This is a genomic window from Amycolatopsis sp. NPDC049253, from assembly GCF_040678995.1.
Lineage (GTDB): Bacteria > Actinomycetota > Actinomycetes > Mycobacteriales > Pseudonocardiaceae > Amycolatopsis.
The window spans coordinates 96,164-112,995 of sequence record NZ_JBFAQX010000022.1; the positions used below are offsets into that span (position 1 = coordinate 96,164).

The 16,832-nt window shown below is 70.8% G+C and carries 15 protein-coding genes; 12 read left to right on the plus strand and 3 right to left on the minus strand.

The features are described from left to right. Positions 1–43: 43 nt before the first annotated feature. From AB0K15_RS35320 to AB0K15_RS35365, 10 genes are all read left to right on the plus strand, one after another. Positions 44–775, plus strand: a complete 732-nt coding sequence (locus tag AB0K15_RS35320; protein WP_364060765.1) for an ABC transporter permease — start codon at positions 44–46, stop codon at positions 773–775. Continuing rightward, complete coding sequence (locus AB0K15_RS35325) at positions 775–1,626, plus strand: ABC transporter permease (protein WP_364060598.1); 852 nt, start codon at positions 775–777, stop codon at positions 1,624–1,626. The genes AB0K15_RS35320 and AB0K15_RS35325 overlap by 1 nt, the downstream gene beginning before the upstream one ends. Continuing rightward, the gene (locus tag AB0K15_RS35330; protein WP_364060601.1) at positions 1,623–2,897 is read left to right on the plus strand and encodes an MCE family protein; all 1,275 of its coding nucleotides are present in this window, start codon (positions 1,623–1,625) and stop codon (positions 2,895–2,897) included. Before AB0K15_RS35325 ends, AB0K15_RS35330 begins: the two co-directional genes overlap by 4 nt. Beyond that, positions 2,894–3,928 (plus strand): MCE family protein, encoded by a 1,035-nt coding sequence (locus tag AB0K15_RS35335; RefSeq protein WP_364060604.1) that lies wholly within the window; start codon positions 2,894–2,896, stop codon positions 3,926–3,928. Before AB0K15_RS35330 ends, AB0K15_RS35335 begins: the two co-directional genes overlap by 4 nt. Continuing rightward, positions 3,925–4,953 (plus strand): MCE family protein, encoded by a 1,029-nt coding sequence (locus tag AB0K15_RS35340; protein ID WP_364060607.1) that lies wholly within the window; start codon positions 3,925–3,927, stop codon positions 4,951–4,953. The genes AB0K15_RS35335 and AB0K15_RS35340 overlap by 4 nt, the downstream gene beginning before the upstream one ends. Further along, a complete protein-coding gene (locus AB0K15_RS35345; RefSeq protein WP_364060610.1) occupies positions 4,953–6,125 on the plus strand; it encodes an MCE family protein in 1,173 nt (390 codons plus the stop codon). The genes AB0K15_RS35340 and AB0K15_RS35345 overlap by 1 nt, the downstream gene beginning before the upstream one ends. Then, positions 6,122–7,288 carry an MCE family protein gene (locus AB0K15_RS35350; protein WP_364060613.1) on the plus strand — a complete coding sequence of 389 codons (1,167 nt, stop codon included), beginning with the start codon at positions 6,122–6,124 and terminating at the stop codon, positions 7,286–7,288. Before AB0K15_RS35345 ends, AB0K15_RS35350 begins: the two co-directional genes overlap by 4 nt. Then, a complete protein-coding gene (locus tag AB0K15_RS35355) occupies positions 7,289–8,548 on the plus strand; it encodes an MlaD family protein (RefSeq protein ID WP_364060616.1) in 1,260 nt (419 codons plus the stop codon). Positions 8,549–8,645: 97 nt separating this feature from the next. Continuing rightward, positions 8,646–9,149, plus strand: coding sequence for a hypothetical protein (locus tag AB0K15_RS35360; RefSeq protein ID WP_364060618.1), 504 nt, complete (start codon positions 8,646–8,648; stop codon positions 9,147–9,149). A 24-nt stretch (positions 9,150–9,173) separates the two neighbouring features. Then, positions 9,174–10,142: a hypothetical protein gene (locus AB0K15_RS35365; RefSeq protein ID WP_364060621.1), complete on the plus strand. Its 969-nt coding sequence runs from the start codon at positions 9,174–9,176 to the stop codon at positions 10,140–10,142. A 323-nt stretch (positions 10,143–10,465) separates the two neighbouring features. Here the strand turns inward: AB0K15_RS35365 and AB0K15_RS35370 are convergent, their stop codons facing one another. Next, on the minus strand, positions 10,466–10,999 hold the full coding sequence (locus AB0K15_RS35370) for a hypothetical protein (protein WP_364060624.1): 534 nt from the start codon (positions 10,997–10,999) through the stop codon (positions 10,466–10,468). Positions 11,000–11,158: 159 nt separating this feature from the next. Then, positions 11,159–11,836 carry an MBL fold metallo-hydrolase gene (locus tag AB0K15_RS35375; RefSeq protein WP_364060627.1) on the minus strand — a complete coding sequence of 226 codons (678 nt, stop codon included), beginning with the start codon at positions 11,834–11,836 and terminating at the stop codon, positions 11,159–11,161. Positions 11,837–12,004: 168 nt separating this feature from the next. Here AB0K15_RS35375 and AB0K15_RS35380 point away from each other — a divergent pair, with 168 nt between their 5' ends. Both AB0K15_RS35380 and uvrA read left to right on the plus strand, forming a co-directional pair. Further along, the gene (locus AB0K15_RS35380; protein WP_364060630.1) at positions 12,005–13,153 is read left to right on the plus strand and encodes an acyltransferase; all 1,149 of its coding nucleotides are present in this window, start codon (positions 12,005–12,007) and stop codon (positions 13,151–13,153) included. A gap of 76 nt (positions 13,154–13,229) precedes the next feature. After that, positions 13,230–16,091 carry an excinuclease ABC subunit UvrA gene (uvrA, locus tag AB0K15_RS35385; RefSeq protein WP_364060633.1) on the plus strand — a complete coding sequence of 954 codons (2,862 nt, stop codon included), beginning with the start codon at positions 13,230–13,232 and terminating at the stop codon, positions 16,089–16,091. 49 nt (positions 16,092–16,140) lie between these two features. Here uvrA and AB0K15_RS35390 read toward each other — a convergent pair whose 3' ends face one another. Then, positions 16,141–16,827, minus strand: coding sequence for a fibronectin type III domain-containing protein (locus AB0K15_RS35390; protein ID WP_364060636.1), 687 nt, complete (start codon positions 16,825–16,827; stop codon positions 16,141–16,143). Positions 16,828–16,832: the final 5 nt, after the last annotated feature.

Sequence of the window (16,832 nt, forward strand, 5' to 3'; positions counted from 1 at the left end):
GTGGACGTTTCCCGGCTCGCGCGCGTTCGGCCACACCGGCCGGATGTTCGCCCTCGGTCTCGACGTGCTGCGGCTCGTGCCGCGCCGGCCGTTCCAGACGCGCGAGTTCGTGGGCCAGTTCTGGTTCGTGGCCAGTGTGTCGATCCTGCCGAGCGCGCTGGTGGCGATCCCGTTCGGCGCGGTGATCGCCTTGCAGCTCGGTTCGCTGACCAAACAGCTGGGCGCGCAGTCGTTCACCGGTGCCGCCGGGGTGCTGGCCACGGTGCAGCAGGCCGCGCCGATCGTGACCGCGCTGATCATCGCGGGAGCCGGAGGAAGCGCTGTCTGCGCGGACCTGGGCGCGCGCACCATCCGCGAGGAGATCGACGCGATGAAGGTGCTGGGCGTCTCGCCGGTCCAGCGCCTGGTCGTGCCGCGCGTGCTGGCCATGGTCGGCGTCGCCGTGCTCCTCAACGGCCTGGTCAGCATCGTCGGCGTCGCCGGCGGGTACGTCTTCAACGTCTTCCTCCAGGACGGCACACCCGGTGCCTACCTGGCGAGCTTCAACGCGCTGGCACAGCTGCCCGACCTGTGGGTGAGCGAGCTCAAGGCGTTCATCTTCGGGTTCACCGCCGGGATCGTGGCCTGCTACCGCGGGCTGCACCCCTCGGGCGGGCCCAAGGGGGTCGGCGACGCGGTGAACCAGGCCGTGGTCATCACCTTCCTGCTGCTGTACTTCGCCAACTTCGTGATCACCACGATCTACCTGCAGGTCGTTCCCGCGAAGGGGAGCTGATGACGACCACCACGCGCGCCCTGCGCGAAGACTTCCTCGGCCTGGCCGGCGTCCCCGTGCGCTCGCTCGACCGGCACGGGGACGAGCTGTGGTTCTACCTGCGCGCGCTGCTGTGGACCCCGCGCACGTTGCGCCGCTACCCGCGCGAGATCACGCGCCTGCTGTCGGAGGTCAGCTTCGGCACCGGCGCGCTGGCCGTGATCGGCGGGACGGTGGGCGTGATGATGGCGCTGAGCCTGTTCGTCGGCACGGTCGTGGGCCTGCAGGGCTACGCGGCGCTGAACCAGATCGGCACCGCCGCGTTCACCGGGTTCGTGTCCGCGTACTTCAACACGCGCGAGATCGCGCCACTGGTCGCGGGCATCGCGCTCTCGGCGACGGTCGGGTCCGGCTTCACCGCGCAGCTGGGCGCGATGCGGATCTCCGAGGAGATCGACGCGCTCGAGGTGATGGGCATCCCGAGCCTGCCCTTCCTCGTCACCGCGCGGATGATCGCCGGGTTCGTGGCGATCATCCCGCTCTACGCGCTGGGGCTGCTGAGCTCCTACGTCGCCTCGCGCGAGATCACGGTGGTCCTCAATGGACAGTCAGCTGGGACGTACGACCACTACTTCGACCTGTTCCTGCCACCGGGGGACGTGTTGTGGTCCTTCGGCAAGGTGCTGGTGTTCGCGGTGGTGCTGATCCTCATCCACTGCTACCACGGTTACACCGCGAACGGCGGGCCCGCCGGGGTCGGCGTGGCCGTGGGCAAGGCCGTGCGCAGCGCGATCGTGACGGTGGTCGTGCTGAACTTCTTCCTCAGCCTCGCCATCTGGGGCACCACCACGACCGTGCGGATCGCGGGATGACCGCCGAGCGCGGGCGCCTGCCCGCCGTGCCCCGGCGCCTGATGGGGCTGGCCTACTTCGCCGCGATCCTCGCCTTCCTGGGCCTGACGATCGCCGCCTACGACAAGGTGTTCACGTCCGTCACCACGGTGACGCTGCGCGCGGGACACATCGGCAACCAGCTCACCCGGCTCGCCGACGTGAAGCTGCGCGGCGTTCTCGTGGGGGAGGTGCGCGACATCAGCACCTCCGGCGACGGCACCTCGCTCACCCTGGCGCTGGACCCGGCGCAGGCCGGCCTGATCCCCGCGGACGTGACCGCGCGGCTGCTGCCGAAGACGCTCTTCGGCGAGCGCTACGTCGACCTCGTCGAGCCGGCTCACCCCACGAGCGCGCGGCTGGCCGAGGGCGCGGTGATCCACCAGGACACCAGCGCCGAGGCCGTGGAGCTCAACCAGATCCTCGACAAGCTGATGCCGGTGCTGCAGGCCGTGCAGCCGCAGAAGGTCTCGACCACGCTCAGCGCGGTGTCCGACGCGCTGGACGGCCGCGGCGAGCAGCTCGGGCAGACGTTGACGCGGCTCGGTGACTACGTGCACCGGATCAACCCGTCGGTGCCCGACCTGACGGCCGACCTCGCCGCCCTGCCCGGCGTCGCGGACACCTACGCCCAGGCCGCGCCGGATCTGCTGCAGGCGCTGAGCGACCTCACCACGACCACGAAAACGATTGCGCAGCAACAGGACTCGTTGCGCTCGCTGTACTCCGACCTCACCACCACGGGCCTGAACCTGCGCGACTTCCTCGCCGCCAACAAGGACAACCTGATCCGCGTCACGAGCGATTCGCGCCCGACGCTGCACCTGCTGGAGCGCTACGCGCCCGAGTACCCGTGCCTGACCAAGCAGCTCGCCGATTTCGGCCCGAAGCTCAACGACGTCTGGGGCGGCGCTGCCGGCGACCACAAGCTGCACCTGACGATCGAGATCGCCAACAGCCGCGGCAAGTACGTGCCCGGGCAGGACACGCCGGCCTACGACGAGCACCGCGGCCCGCGCTGCTACTCGATGCCGCCGGGGGAGAAGGCGCCGCAGTACCCCGAGGGCCGGCCGATCCAGGACGGCTCGTCGCCCGTCGGCGGCGGCGCCTCACTGGCCAACTCGGGGGCGGAGCAGCAGCTGCTGTCGGCGCTGCTGGCGCCGCAGCTGGGCGTGCCGCAGACCGAGGTGCCGTCGTGGAGCTCGCTGCTCGTCGGCCCGCTGTACCGGGGAACGGAGGTGACCGTCCGATGAGGAGCCTCACGCCGACGCTGCTCAAGATCGCCGTGTTCGTCACCGTCACCGTGCTCACCACGGCGCTGCTGGCATTCACGATCGGCAACATCACGTTCTCGAGCGAGTCGAGCTACCGCGCGGTGTTCTCCGACGTGACCGCGCTCAACACCGGCGACGACGTGCGCATCAACGGCGTGCGCGTCGGCTCGGTGTCCGAGATCGGGATCACGGACCGGAAGCTGGCGCTCGTCGAGTTCACCGTGGACAGCCGGCGCAAGCTGCCGGCCGCGGTGCACGCCGAGATCAAGTACCGCAACCTGGTGGGGCAGCGCTACATCGCGCTGGAACGCGACTCCGCCGCGCCCGGCCCGGTCCTGGCGGCCGACGCGACCATCCCGCTCGCGCAGACGACGTCGGCGCTCAACCTGACCGTGCTGTTCAACGGGTTCAAGCCGTTGTTCCAGGCCCTCTCGCCCGACGACGTGAACAGCCTGTCCTTCGAGCTGATCCAGGTGCTGCAGGGCGAGGGCGGCACGATCACCTCGCTGCTGCAGCACACGGCGTCGCTCGCGTCGACCATCGCGGGCAAGGACGAGGTGATCGGGCGAGTGATCGACAACCTGAACTCGGTGCTCGACACCGTCACCAGCCACGGCGACCAGCTCTCCGGCCTGGTCACGACCGTGCAGCAGCTGGTGTCCGGCCTGGCCGCGGACCGCAAGCCGATCGGCGACTCGGTCAGCGCGCTCGCCGACGTCAGCGACTCCGTGTCCGGGTTGCTGGCGCAGGGGCGGGAGCCGCTGAAACGCGACATCGCGGGCCTCGGCTCGCTCGCGGCGAACCTCAACCAGGGCCAGGACCTCGTGCAGCAGTTCCTGCGGCACCTGCCCGAGAACGCCGCCAAGATCACGCCGACCGCGACGTACGGGTCGTGGTTCAACTTCTACGCCTGCCAGGTCACCGGCCAGGTCGGCATCAGCTCCCTCGACGTGGAGGTCCCGGTGCTGCCGGTGCCGACCACGCAGCAGCCGGCGAGGTGCACGCGGTGAAGGCCTTCGAAGAACGCCACCCGGTCCCGATCGGCATCGTCGGGGTGGTCGTGATCCTGCTCGGCAGCCTCGCCGCGTACTTCTACGAGGACCTGCCGGTGATCGGCGACGGCACACGCTACTCGGCCGAGTTCTCCGAGGCGGCCGGGCTGGCCTCCGGTGACGAGGTGCGGATCGCCGGGGTGAAGGTCGGTGCCGTCAAGGACGTTTCGCTGGAGCACGACCACGTGCGCGTGGCCTTCACCGCGAAGAACGCGTGGGTGGGCGACCAGACGTCGGCGTCGATCCAGATCAAGACCCTGCTGGGCCAGAAGTACCTCGCGCTCGACCCCGAGGGCACCTCGCCGCTCGACCCGGACGTGGCGATCCCCCGCTCGCGCACGGTGTCGCCCTACGACGTGACGACGGCGGTCGAGCACCTGTCGGACACCGTCGGGCAGATCGACACGCGGCAGCTGGCGCAGAGCTTCACCACGATCTCCGACGCGTTCCGCGGCACACCGGAATCGCTGAAGGAGGCGCTGGGCGGGCTGTCCGCGCTGTCGCAGACGGTGTCCTCGCGCAACCAGCAGCTGGCCGCGCTGCTGGCGAGCACCCGTCAGGTGAGCGGCATCCTCGCCGACCGCGACGAGCAGTTCCAGAAGCTGCTGTCGGACGGAAACCTGCTGCTGGGCGAGATCCAGGCGCGCGAGCAGGCGATCGCGGCGCTGCTCTCGGGCGCGCAGTCGCTCGCCATGCAGGTGAGCGGGCTGGTGCAGGACAACGAGGCGCAGCTGAAACCCGCGCTCGACCAGCTGAACCAGGTGACCACGCTGCTCGAGAACAACCAGGACAACCTGGCGGCGGGCCTGCGCAACCTCGCGCCGTTCTACCGGGTCTTCACCAACACCCTGGGCAACGGCCGCTGGTTCGACACCTACGCGTGCGGTGTGGTCCCGCCGAACGTGAACCTCGATCTCCTCGTCGTGAACCCCGAGGGCTGCCTGCCGGCGGGGACCAACTCCGGCGTGCCGGGAGGTAACTGATGGGTTTCGTCGGTGCGGTGCGTCGGCACGCGTTCCGCTACGCCGTGGTCGCCGTCGTGCTGGGGCTGGTGGCCGCGACGGGCCTGTGGTGGCTCTCGTCGCGGCCGGGTGACCGGCAGTTCACCGCGTACTTCGCGCGCGCCATCGGCGTGTACCCGGGCAACGACGTGCGCGTGCTCGGGGTGAAGGTGGGCAGTGTCGAGAGCGTGACGCCGCGGGCGGCGGACGTGCAGGTGGTGCTGTCGGTGTCCGGCGACGTGGCGGTGCCGTCCGGGGCGCGTGCGGTCGTGGTCGCGCCGAGCCTGGTCGCGGACCGGTATGTGCAGCTCACGCCGGTGTACCAGGGCGGCCCGGTGCTCGCCGACGGGGCCGTGATCCCGCGGGAGCGCACCGTGACGCCGGCCGAGATCGACCAGCTGTACCAGAGCCTCGACCAGCTGAGCACCGCGCTCGGGCCGAAAGGCGCCAACTCCGGCGGCGCGCTGACCGACGTGCTCGACACCGCCGCGAAGAACCTCGACGGCACCGGCGAGACGATCAACCAGACGCTGCACGACCTCAGCAGCCTGAGCAAGACGTTGTCGGACAACAGCGGCGACCTGTTCAGCACCGTGGACAACCTGCAGAAGTTCACCACCACGCTCGCCCGCAGCGACGGCCAGTTCCGCGAGCTGACCGGCCGGCTGTCCGACGCGTCGGGCTTCCTGGCCGGGCAGAAGGACCAGCTCGCGGCCGCGTTGTCCACTTTGAGCGGAGCGCTGGACCGGGTGCGCGGGTTCATCCAGGACAACCGCTCGGGGATCAAGTCCAATGTGGACAACCTGGCGGCGGTGACGCAGGTGCTCTCGGACCAGCGCGCGTCGCTCGCGGAGATCCTGGACGTCGCGCCGCTGGCGTTGAACAACCTCGTCAACGCGTACAACGAGACCAGCGGCACCCTCGACGCGCGGCTCGACATCAACGAGCTGACCTCGCCGCCGCTGGTCACCGTGTGCAAGCTCGTGCGGCAGAGCACCCCGAAGCAGCTGCCCGCCACGCTCGCCGACGCGTGCGACCGGCTCGCACCCATTCTCAACGGCGTGGTGCCGCTGCCGTCGGGCGCGCAGGTGCTCAACGGCCTGCAGACCGGGAACCTGCCGCTGCCGCTCGTGACCGCCCGAGGCGCCCGATGAACCGGTTCCGCGTGCTCGCCCTGGGTTCGGTCTGCCTGCTGGTGTCCGGCTGCGGCGCGGGCGACTACTCCGGGCTGTACGACGCGCCGTTGCCCGGCGGTGCCGACACCGGCGACCACCCGTACCACGTGACCGTGCAGTTCCCCGACGTGCTGGACCTCGTGCCGCACGCCGCGGTGAAGGTGGACGACGTGCCCGTCGGCAGCGTGGACTCCGTCGACCTCGGCGACGACGGCTGGACGGTGCAGGTGCGCCTGACGGTGAACGGCGACGTGCACCTGCCCGCCAACGCCGACGCGCAGCTCGTGCAGTCGAGCCTGCTGGGGGAGAAGTACGTGGCGCTTTCCCCGCCCGCCACGGGCCAACCGGCCGGCACGCTCGCCGACGGCGCCGTGATCACCGCCGACCGCACCAACCGCTACCCCGAGGTGGAGGAGGTGCTCGGCGCGCTGTCGCTGCTGCTCAACGGCGGGGGAGTGGAGCAGATCCGCACCATCAGCCAGGAAGTGACCAAGGCGCTGAAGGGCAACGAAGGCGAGTTGCGCGGACTGCTGTCCAGTGTGGACTCCCTCGTGTCCGCCCTCGACGCCCAGCGCGGCACGATCGTGCGCGCGCTCGACGGGCTCGACCGGCTCGCCACCACGCTCGAGGGCCAGCGCGACAACCTCGGCCGCGCGCTCTCGGACCTCGGGCCCGGACTGCAGGTGCTGGAGCAGCAACGCGGGCAGCTCGTCGGGATGTTGCAGGCGCTGACGTCGTTGTCGGGCGTCACGGTCGACACGGTTCGGCGCAGCCAGGCCGACCTCGTCGCCGACCTGCGCTCGCTCGGGCCGACGCTGGAGCAGCTCACCAAGACCGGGCAGGACATTCCGCGCAGCCTCGACTACCTGCTGACGTTCCCGTTCAACACCAAGTCGCTGGACTCGATCCGCGGGGACTACACGAACTTCACCGCGAAACTCGACCTGGACCTCGACTCGGTGCTGCCGAACATCCTGGGCGCGCCGCGGCTGCCGATCTCGGTGCTGGGTTCGCGGTCGCTGCCGCCGGGTTCACCCGTGCTGCCGTTGCCGGGCACGGCCGTCCCGTCGGGCCCCTCGGCGCCGCCGCCCGCCGCGCCGGGTCTCGGCGGCGTGCTCGGCGCGATCCTGGGAGGGCTGTAGATGCTGACGCGTGGCACCCGGTTCAAGATCCTCGTGTTCGTCGTGCTGTCGCTGGTGACCGTCGGCTACGTCGGCGTCCGCTACGCCGGGCTGGGCCGGTTCTTCGGCGGCCAGGGCGCCACCGTGCACCTGGAGCTGGCCGACTCCGGCGGCATCTACCCCGACGCCGACGTCACCTACCGCGGTGTGACCGTCGGCAAGGTGGGCGCCGTCCGCCTCGGCGCGCAGGGCGGCACGGAGGCCGACCTCGTCCTCGACCGCGATGCGCCGCCCGTGCCCGCCGACGTCGAGGCCGTGGTGGCGAACCGCTCCGCGGTCGGCGAGCAGTACGTGGACCTGCTGCCGCGCACCGGCTCCGGCCCGTTCCTGGGCGACGGCTCCGTCATCGCCTCGGGCGACACCCAGACGCCGGTGCCCACCGAGCAGCTGCTCGACCACGTGGAGGCACTCGCCGGCAGCGTGCCGACCGGCCAGCTGCGCACGGTCGTCGACGAGCTCGACAACGCGCTCTCCGGCTCCGCCGCGCCCGACCTGCGGCAGCTGCTGGACTCGACGGACACCTTCACCTCGGCCGCGCTCGACCACCTCGACGACACCCGGCAGCTGCTGTCGAGCGCGCGCGTCGTGCTCGACACGCAGAATGCGCAGTCCGGGCAGATCAAGGACTTCTCGGCGAACCTGCGGGTCCTGGCCGCCCAGCTGAAGTCCTCCGACGGCGACCTCCGCCACCTCATCACGGCCGCCCCGCAGGCGGCGCAGCAGATCGACGCCGTGCTCACCGAGACCGGCCCGCAGCTCGGCGTGCTGCTCGCGAATGTGCTGACCACCGCCGACGTGATCGCGCCCCGCCGCGACGGCATCGAGGACATCCTGGTGTCGTACCCGCAGCTGATGACCCTCGCCAATACCGTCGTCCCCGGCGACGGCACCGCGCACCTGGGCCTGGTGCTCAACTTCTTCGACCCCTACGTCTGCACGCGGGGCTACGAGAACACCGTCCGCCGGCCCGCCGACCAGGTTTCGCCGGCGCCGGCGAACACCACGGCCTACTGCGCTCTGCCGCAGGGGAGCCCGACCTCGGTGCGGGGTTCGCAGAACGCTCCCTACGGCGGGAAGCCGGTGGCCGTGCCGCCTCCCGCTGCCGTGTCTTCCAGCGGCTCTCCCGCCGGCGGTGCGCCGTTGCCGGGCCTGCTCGGTGCCCCGGCGCTTTCCGGGCCCACGTCGTTGGCCGGGCTGCTCGGCCTCTCCGGTGCGAAATGAGGATACCGGTGCGCCCTGTCCCGGCTGTCGCCCTCGGCCCGTCCCTGCCCTGGATCACTACCTCGGCCGTCGGGTCTCGCGCGAAATGAGGATTCCCATGCACTTCTCCGGAAAACGACTGGCCGCGACCTTCGCGGTGATCGCGGCGCTGGCTGCCGCCGGCACCGGCTGGTGGTGGGCCTCGGCGGCCCACAGCGACCCCGTCTCGATCGCCGCCGACCGCGAGGCGGCGGAGTCCGCGGGCGAAACCGCCGTCGCCACCCTGACGACCGCGAACTACACCACCGCGGACGCCGACCTGCGCAAGTGGGAGACCGTCACCACCGGCCCGCTGCTCGACCAGATCCGCGCCGGCCACGCCCAGGGCGTCACGGCCTTGCAGACCGCCAAGAGCACCACCACCGCCCGCGTGCTCGACGCCGCGCTGTCCCAGCTCGACCCCCAGGCCGGCACCGCGCAGCTCATGGCCGTCGTCGAAGTCACCGCGCGCGAGGGCACCACCCCCGCGGCCGTCAAACGCAACCGCTTCCAGGCGACCGTCACGCGAACCCCGGACGGCTGGAAGCTCTCCGCCGTCCAGCCGGTCACCGTCAGCCTCTGAGACCCCTCCGAACGGATTCCCGCCATGGCCCTCACCCGCCACCGCCCGCCGTCCCCCCGCCCGCGCCGCACCGCGGTGGCCGGAAAGCCGCGCGCTGCGCAGGCCGCCGCTTCGGCCGTCGACGTGGTGGCGCCGGTCGGCGGGCCGGATCTTGCCGCCGAGGCCGCCGCGCCGGAGTCCGACGTCGAGTCGCCGGCTCGGGGTGCGGCCGCGCGGGGCGCCGATGCTGACCCGCGCGGCCGCGCTGTGGTCGGGCCGGACACCGCGGTGGAGTCGCCGCCTCGGGATGCGGTCGTGCCGGGCGCCGATGCTGACCCGCGCAGCCGTGCTGCGGTCGGGCCGGACTCCGACGTCGTGTCGACGACTCGCGGTGTGGTCGTGCCGAACTCCGACACCGCCCCGCCCAGCCGCGCTGCCGACACAACGGATGCCGAGGAACTCTCTGCCGAACCCACCGAAGAACCGGCAACCGCCGGGCCCGGCAAACCCCGTCGCAGTCCGGTGACAATCGGGTTGTCGGCGCTGGCCGTCGTCCTCCTGGCCACGGCCGGCTGGTTCGCCTTCCAGGCCCACCGGTCCACGACCTCCGGCCCGGCCGCCAACACCGCCTTCTCCGACAGCGCCGCCACCTCCGCCGTCACCGGCCAGCTCAGCGCCGCCTTCGAATCCGTCTTCTCCCTGGACTACCAGGACGTCGCCAAAACCCAACGGGCCGCCGACCAATACCTCACCGGCAACGCCGTCACCCAATACCGCCAGTTGCTCTCGGCCGTCCAGCAACAGGCCGTCCCCCACCACCTCACCCTCACCAGCCGCGTCCGCACCATCGGCATCAAGGACATCACCGGCACGACCGCCCACGTCCTCGTCTTCGCCGACCAGACGACCTCCCGCGCCGGCACCCCCGACACCTCCAGCGGCGGCGCGCAGGTCCGCCTCACCGCCACGGAGGACAACGGCCACTGGCGCATCAGCGACATCGAGGTCCTGTAAGCGAAAACCGGCCATTCGTCTCGCCGCGACGACCCTTTCGACCACGTTGCCGTCCCCGGCGACGGGCGAAGTTGACCTCGGCCGCGACCGTCCGCGCGAAGGTGACCGGCGCCGATCCCACCGCCGCCGCCCGCTCGATCAGCGCGCTCGAACTGCTCCCGTCACTCGGCCGGTTCCTGCCCGCCGGGGTGGGAGCTGGAGACGGAGTTCGATCGGACGAGCCTGATCCTGGCCCTGTGGCCGCCCTGGCCAAGCTCCCTCGGCGGTGCGCCGTCGGCACACCTGTGGCTCCTGCTGCACGCCGAGCCGAAGACCCCCCGAGATCAGGAGTTGCAGCTGACGTCGGTGACCTTCGCCGCGATCTTCGTCTCGGCCGAAGCCGTGGCCAGCAACGTGGAGTGCACCTGCCACGACCCGGCCCCGGACGACTGTGCCGTCTCGACGACCTCGCCGGACTCGTCCCCGTCGATCTCGTAGGTGAGGCTGCAGCCGCCGGAGTACGCCAGGTCACTCTGCGGACCGTCGTACTTGAGCGACTCGTCAGGGATCACCTCGACGTTGCAGCCTGCCGAGCCGAAGCAATGCTTGCTCAGCACCTTGAGCGACATCGTGAACTTCGCGGGGTCGATCGCGGGCGGCGGCGTGTCGACGAGCTCGCCGTTCACACAGGACTGACCTTCCTGGAGCGCGGGACAGGATCCCTGCGGCTGGTAGGACGGCACGGAAGTGCTGGGAGAGGCCGGAGTCTCCACAGCCTGCTGAACCGCGACGCCCAGATTTCCGCCGGAACCGCAGCCTGTCATCAGCGCGAGCGCGGCGACGGCTACAGCGGTGAAGAGCATGGTGCGCTTGGTCATGGCGGGCCCCTCGACGTGGTGTGCCCGATAGTCGTGCGGAGCCGTTCGCCCGTTACAGCGGGTCACAACCGCGTCCCGGCCAGGCGGGTTCGTTGCGGCGAAACAGAACTGGGCTGCCTGAAAACCAGGCAGCCCAGTCCGGACGGGTCGATCCTCAGCTCACCAGCCCCGCGAACGCCACTCCGCGAGCTTCGGCCGCTCGGCCCCCAACGTCGAATCGTCCCCATGTCCCGGGTAGAACCAGGTCTCGTCCGGCAGCTCGTCGAAGATCCGCGCCGAAACGTCGTCCAGCAGCGACGTGAAGTCCTCCGGCGAGGACGTCTTCCCCACTCCGCCCGGGAACAGCGAGTCGCCCGTGAACAGGTGAGGGTGGCCGCCCGGGTCGCGGTACAGCAAGGCGATGGAGCCCGGCGTGTGGCCGCGCAGGTGGATCACCTCGAGCGTGACCTGGCCCACCCGGAGGGTGTCGCCGTGTTCGACCAAAAAGTCGGGGGGTACGGGCAGCGGCGAGGCGTCCAGCGGGTGCGCGGCGGTGTTCGAGCCGTTCGCGCCCGCCACGGCGCCCAGGGCCTGCCAGTGGTCCTGGTGCTGGTGGGTGGTCACGACGGTGCGCAGCGCGGGCCGGTCGGGGCCGTGGCCGATGAGGTCGGAGATGCGCTCGGGGTCGTTGGCGGCGTCGATCAGCAGCGCTTCGTTCTCGGCGCGGCAGACGAGCAGGTACGCGTTGTTGTCCATCGGCCCCACGGAGAGCTTGGTGATGGTCAGCGCGTCCAGCGTCCGGCGGGCGGCGTCGCCGCCCGGTTCGACGTGCCCGGTGTAGGTGTCGGCGATGTTCACGTCCACACGGTAGCCGGGGCAAACGCGGTCTGTCCCACCCCCGCGCACGTAGGCTCGGCGCGACCAGCCGGGCGACCCCAGGGAACCAGTGCCGAACAGCGCGTCACCGCGCCAGTCCACCCGACGGATCAGCTGGGACCTCCTCAGAGTCATCGCCATCGTCTCGTTGTGCTCGGCCACGTCACGCACCAGGGCGCGCTGCTGCACGGCGAGCTCACCGGCTACCCGTTCCGCGTGCCCGTGCAGTTCGGGGCAGCCGGGCTGATGGTGATCTCCGTGTACTTCGTGTGCGTGAGCGTCCGTAAGGCGAACCCCGGCCGGTGGCTGTGGAGCCGCGTCGCGCGGCTGGTGCCGGCGTATCTCGTGGCGGTGCTCGTCACCTACGTCGTCACGCGCTACGCCGCCCTCCGCTTCAGCGGCCTGCCCATGCCCGGCGGGTTCACCGACTTCCTGTTCGGCGTGCCGCAGGGCCCGCCGGCGGACCCGTCCCCGTGGTACATCCCGACGTGGCAGGACCTGCTCACGAACCTGGGGATGGTCCAGGCGTGGGACTACTACGGGTTCCACTACCTCGACGGCTCGTGGTGGACCCTGCCGGTCCAGCTGTTCGCGTTCTGCGCCGCCGCGTGGTTGTTCCCGCGGCGGTGGCGCACCGATCGAGTGATGATGTGGCTCGTCTGGGTGTTGATGGTCGCGCCGGCGGTGGGCCGGTTCCTGATCTTCGACCCGGGCCGCACGCCGATCCAGGTCGTCAACGTCTTCTTCGGGCTCGGCCTGCAGCGCACGCACCTGTTCGCCATGGGCATCGCGCTGTGGCTGTGGAGCCGGAAGCGGCTGAAGTCCTGGCACCTGGGACTGCTCGTCGCGGCCTGTATCGTGGTACAGGACCTGCACGTCTTCCCGTTCCACCGGGCGATGCCCCAGGACCCCGCGCGCTGGCCCTCCACGATCGGCTTCGCCGTGCTGCTGCTGGTGATCTGCCTCGCGGCACGCGGCCCCGACTGGCGGTTCCCGGGTCTCGCGCGGGTCGCCCCGGCGCTCACCTGGCTCGCCGGGATCTCGTATGGTCTCTACCTGGTGCACCAGGAACTGGGTTACATCCTGGCGCGCGCCCTGCTGGACATCGGTGTCCCCGGCTGGCTGCGGCTCTCCGCGGTGCTGGCCGGCGCCGTGCTGGCCGGCTGGGCGCTCACCGCGTGGGTGGAACGGCCGCTGCACCGGCGCCTGACCGCCCGGCGGGCGGGCAAACCCGCCCAGGAACCCGCAAAAGCCCAGGTCGAAGAGCCGGAGCCCGTTTCTGTCGGTGGTGCGTCCTAGCATGGACGCGGCCGCCCGTGCAGGACTTCCACCGGGCCGGCCTCCGAGCCGAGATTTGAGTTGAAGGGACGTGGGCGTGGCTGATCGCCTCGTTGTTCGCGGGGCCCGCGAGCACAACCTCCGCGGTGTCGACCTCGATCTGCCCCGCGACAGCCTGATCGTGTTCACGGGCCTGTCCGGGTCGGGCAAGTCGAGCCTCGCTTTCGACACGATCTTCGCCGAGGGGCAGCGCCGTTACGTCGAGTCGCTCTCGGCCTACGCGCGGCAGTTCCTCGGGCAGATGGACAAGCCGGACGTCGACTTCATCGAGGGCCTTTCGCCCGCGGTGTCGATCGACCAGAAGTCCACCTCGCGCAACCCGCGCTCCACGGTGGGCACGATCACCGAGGTCTACGACTACCTGCGGCTGCTCTACGCCCGTGCGGGCAAGGCGCACTGCCCCCAGTGCGGCGAGCTGATCAGCAAGCAGACGCCGCAGCAGATCGTGGACCAGGTGCTCGACATGGACGAGGGCACGCGCTTCCAGGTGCTCGCGCCGGTCGTGCGCGGGCGCAAGGGCGAGTACCTCGACCTGTTCCAGAACCTGCAGCAGCAGGGCTATGCGCGTGTGGTCGTCGACGGGAAGGTGCACCCGCTCACCGACCCGCCGAAGCTGAAGAAGCAGGAGAAGCACCAGATCGGCGTGGTCATCGACCGCCTGAGCGTGAAGACGAGCTCGCGCCAGCGGCTCACCGACTCGGTCGAGACGGCGCTGCGGCTGGCCGACGGGCTGGTCGAGCTGGAGTTCGTCGACCTGCCGGAGAACGACCCGCGGCGCGTGCGCGGCTTCTCCGAGAACCTGGCGTGCCCCAACGGGCACCCGCTCGCGATCGAGGACCTCGAGCCGCGGTCGTTCTCGTTCAACTCGCCCTACGGCGCGTGCCCCGTGTGCACCGGCATCGGCATCCGCAAGGAGGTCGACCCGGAGCTGGTGGTCCCGGACGACGAGCTGTCGCTGGGCGAGGGCGCCATCGCGCCGTGGGCCGGCGGGCAGAGCGCCGACTACTTCATCCGCCTGCTGGAATCGCTGTCGGAGGCCATCGGCTTCCGCATGGACACGCCGTGGCGCCAGCTGCCGGCGAAGGTCCAGAAGGCGGTGCTGCACGGCGTCGACGAGCAGGTCCACGTGCGCTACCGCAACCGCTACGGCCGGCAGCGCTCGTACTACGCCAACTTCGAGGGCGTGATCCCGTTCCTCGAGCGGCGCCAGGAGCAGACCGAGTCCGAGTACATGCGCGAGCGGTACGAGGGCTACATGCGCGAAGTGCCGTGCCCTACGTGCCAGGGCACGCGGCTCAAGCCGGAGATCCTCGCCGTCACCCTCGAGCACGCGACGCAGGGTGAGCGCTCGATCGCCGAGGTCTGCGCCCTGTCGATCGACGAGGCGTCGAAGTTCCTCGACGAGCTGGTGCTCGGGCAGCGCGAGGCGATGATCGCCGGCGCGGTGCTCAAGGAGATCCAGGCGCGCCTGCGCTTCCTGCTCGACGTCGGCCTCACCTACCTCTCGCTCGACCGCGCGTCGGGCACGCTGTCGGGCGGCGAGGCGCAGCGCATCCGGCTGGCCACGCAGATCGGCTCGGGCCTGGTGGGTGTGCTCTACGTGCTCGACGAGCCGTCGATCGGCCTGCACCAGCGCGACAATCACCGCCTCATCGAGACACTCACGCGCCTGCGCGACCTCGGCAACACGCTGATCGTCGTGGAGCACGACGAGGACACGATCCGCGCGAGCGACTGGGTCGTGGACATCGGCCCGGGCGCGGGCGAGCACGGTGGGCACATCGTCCACAGTGGACCGTACAAGAAGATGCTGAAGAGCAAGGAATCGCTCACCGGCGCGTACCTGTCGGGCCGCCGGTCGATCGAGGTGCCGGCGATCCGGCGCCCGGTCGACAAGAAGCGGCAGCTCACGGTCGTGGGCGCGCGCGAGCACAACCTGCGCGGCATCGACGTGTCGTTCCCGCTGGGCTGCCTCGTGTCCGTCACCGGCGTGTCCGGCTCGGGCAAGTCCACGCTGGTCAACGACATCCTCGCCCAGGTGCTGGCCAACAAGCTCAACGGCGCGCGCCAGGTGCCGGGCCGCCACACGCGGGTCAACGGGTTGAACACGGTCGACAAGCTGGTCCGCGTCGACCAGTCGCCGATCGGCCGCACCCCGCGGTCCAACCCGGCGACCTACACCGGCGTGTGGGACCACGTGCGCAAGCTGTTCGCGGCCACCACCGAGGCCAAGGTGCGCGGCTACCAGCAGGGCCGGTTCTCGTTCAACGTCAAGGGCGGCCGCTGCGAGGCGTGCGCCGGCGACGGCACGATCAAGATCGAGATGAACTTCCTGCCCGACGTCTACGTGCCGTGCGAGGTCTGCAAGGGCGCCCGCTACAACCGCGAGACGCTCGAGGTGCACTACAAGGGCAAGACGGTGTCCGACGTGCTGGACATGCCGATCGAGGAGGCGGCCGAGTTCTTCGAGCCGATCAAGGCGATCCACCGGCACCTGCAGACGCTCGTCGACGTCGGCCTCGGCTACGTGCGCCTCGGCCAGCCCGCGCCGACCCTCTCGGGTGGCGAGGCGCAGCGCGTGAAGCTCGCGAGCGAGCTGCAGAAGCGCTCCACGGGCAAGACGGTCTACATCCTCGACGAGCCGACCACGGGCCTGCACTTCGAGGACATCAGCAAGCTGATCGGCGTGATCAACGGGCTGGTGGACAAGGGCAACACGGTGATCGTGATCGAGCACAACCTCGACGTGATCAAGACGTCCGACTGGATCATCGACATGGGTCCGGAGGGTGGTTCCGGCGGCGGCATGGTCGTCGCGGAAGGCACGCCCGAGCACATCGCGTCGGTGCCGGAGAGCTACACCGGCGAGTTCCTCGGCCAGGTCCTCAACCCGGCCTGACCCCGTCCCGGTGCGGTGGCCCGAAAGCGGGTCACCGCACCGACGGGCGTCAGTCCTTGCCGGTCGTGCGGCCGACCACCGGCGAGAGCGGTCCGTAGTAGAGCGCGCGCACGCGGAACGCGGAGCCCTGCTCGTCCGGCAGGAGCGAGAGCGCGCAGGTCGTGGTGTTCGGGTCGGTGATCTCGACCGGGACGAAGCCCGCCGCGCCCGGCTTGCGGATCTCCACCAGGAACCCGGCCTCGTCGCTCGAGCGGTCCGCCCAGGTGAAGTGCACGGACGCGGCCTCGGCCGGCACCACGGTCACGTCGGCCGGAGCAGCGGCGTCCCCCGGCGTCCGCACCGGCACGGCTGCGGCCGGGGGAGCGGCGTGCCCCGCGGAGCCGGGTCGGTCGGCGGAGCCCGGTTGCACGACCGCCGACACGGGACCGAGGAAGTCCCGCACGCGGTAGAAGAACGGTGTCTCCGGAATCAGGTCCGGGTGCCGGTAGGTGGTCTGCGAGCGCGGGAAGTACTGCAGCGCCGTCCACGGGCCGTCGGCGGAGTTCGCGTATTCGAGCAGGTGCCCGGCCGCGGCGGGGTCGCCCGTGGGCCAGCGCAGGTCGATGTCCGTCGGCGTCGTGAGCGTCGCGGTGAGGCCCTGGGGCGGTGGCGCCGGAGCGGCGGCCGGGGCCGCGGAGCAGCCCGCGGTGACCAGGACGGCCAGCGCCGCCAGCGTGAGGCGGGTTTTCACGGGCACGGCGA

Coding starts and splice junctions, on each gene's coding strand:
- AB0K15_RS35330 (WP_364060601.1), top strand. CDS start 1,623: ATGACCGCCGAGCGCGGGCGCCTGCCCGCCGTGCCCCGGCGCCTGATG.
- AB0K15_RS35320 (WP_364060765.1), top strand. CDS start 44: ATGTTCGCCCTCGGTCTCGACGTGCTGCGGCTCGTGCCGCGCCGGCCG.
- AB0K15_RS35355 (WP_364060616.1), top strand. CDS start 7,289: ATGCTGACGCGTGGCACCCGGTTCAAGATCCTCGTGTTCGTCGTGCTG.
- AB0K15_RS35335 (WP_364060604.1), top strand. CDS start 2,894: ATGAGGAGCCTCACGCCGACGCTGCTCAAGATCGCCGTGTTCGTCACC.
- AB0K15_RS35365 (WP_364060621.1), top strand. CDS start 9,174: ATGGCCCTCACCCGCCACCGCCCGCCGTCCCCCCGCCCGCGCCGCACC.
- AB0K15_RS35360 (WP_364060618.1), top strand. CDS start 8,646: ATGCACTTCTCCGGAAAACGACTGGCCGCGACCTTCGCGGTGATCGCG.
- AB0K15_RS35345 (WP_364060610.1), top strand. CDS start 4,953: ATGGGTTTCGTCGGTGCGGTGCGTCGGCACGCGTTCCGCTACGCCGTG.
- AB0K15_RS35370 (WP_364060624.1), bottom strand. CDS start 10,999: ATGACCAAGCGCACCATGCTCTTCACCGCTGTAGCCGTCGCCGCGCTC.
- AB0K15_RS35350 (WP_364060613.1), top strand. CDS start 6,122: ATGAACCGGTTCCGCGTGCTCGCCCTGGGTTCGGTCTGCCTGCTGGTG.
- AB0K15_RS35325 (WP_364060598.1), top strand. CDS start 775: ATGACGACCACCACGCGCGCCCTGCGCGAAGACTTCCTCGGCCTGGCC.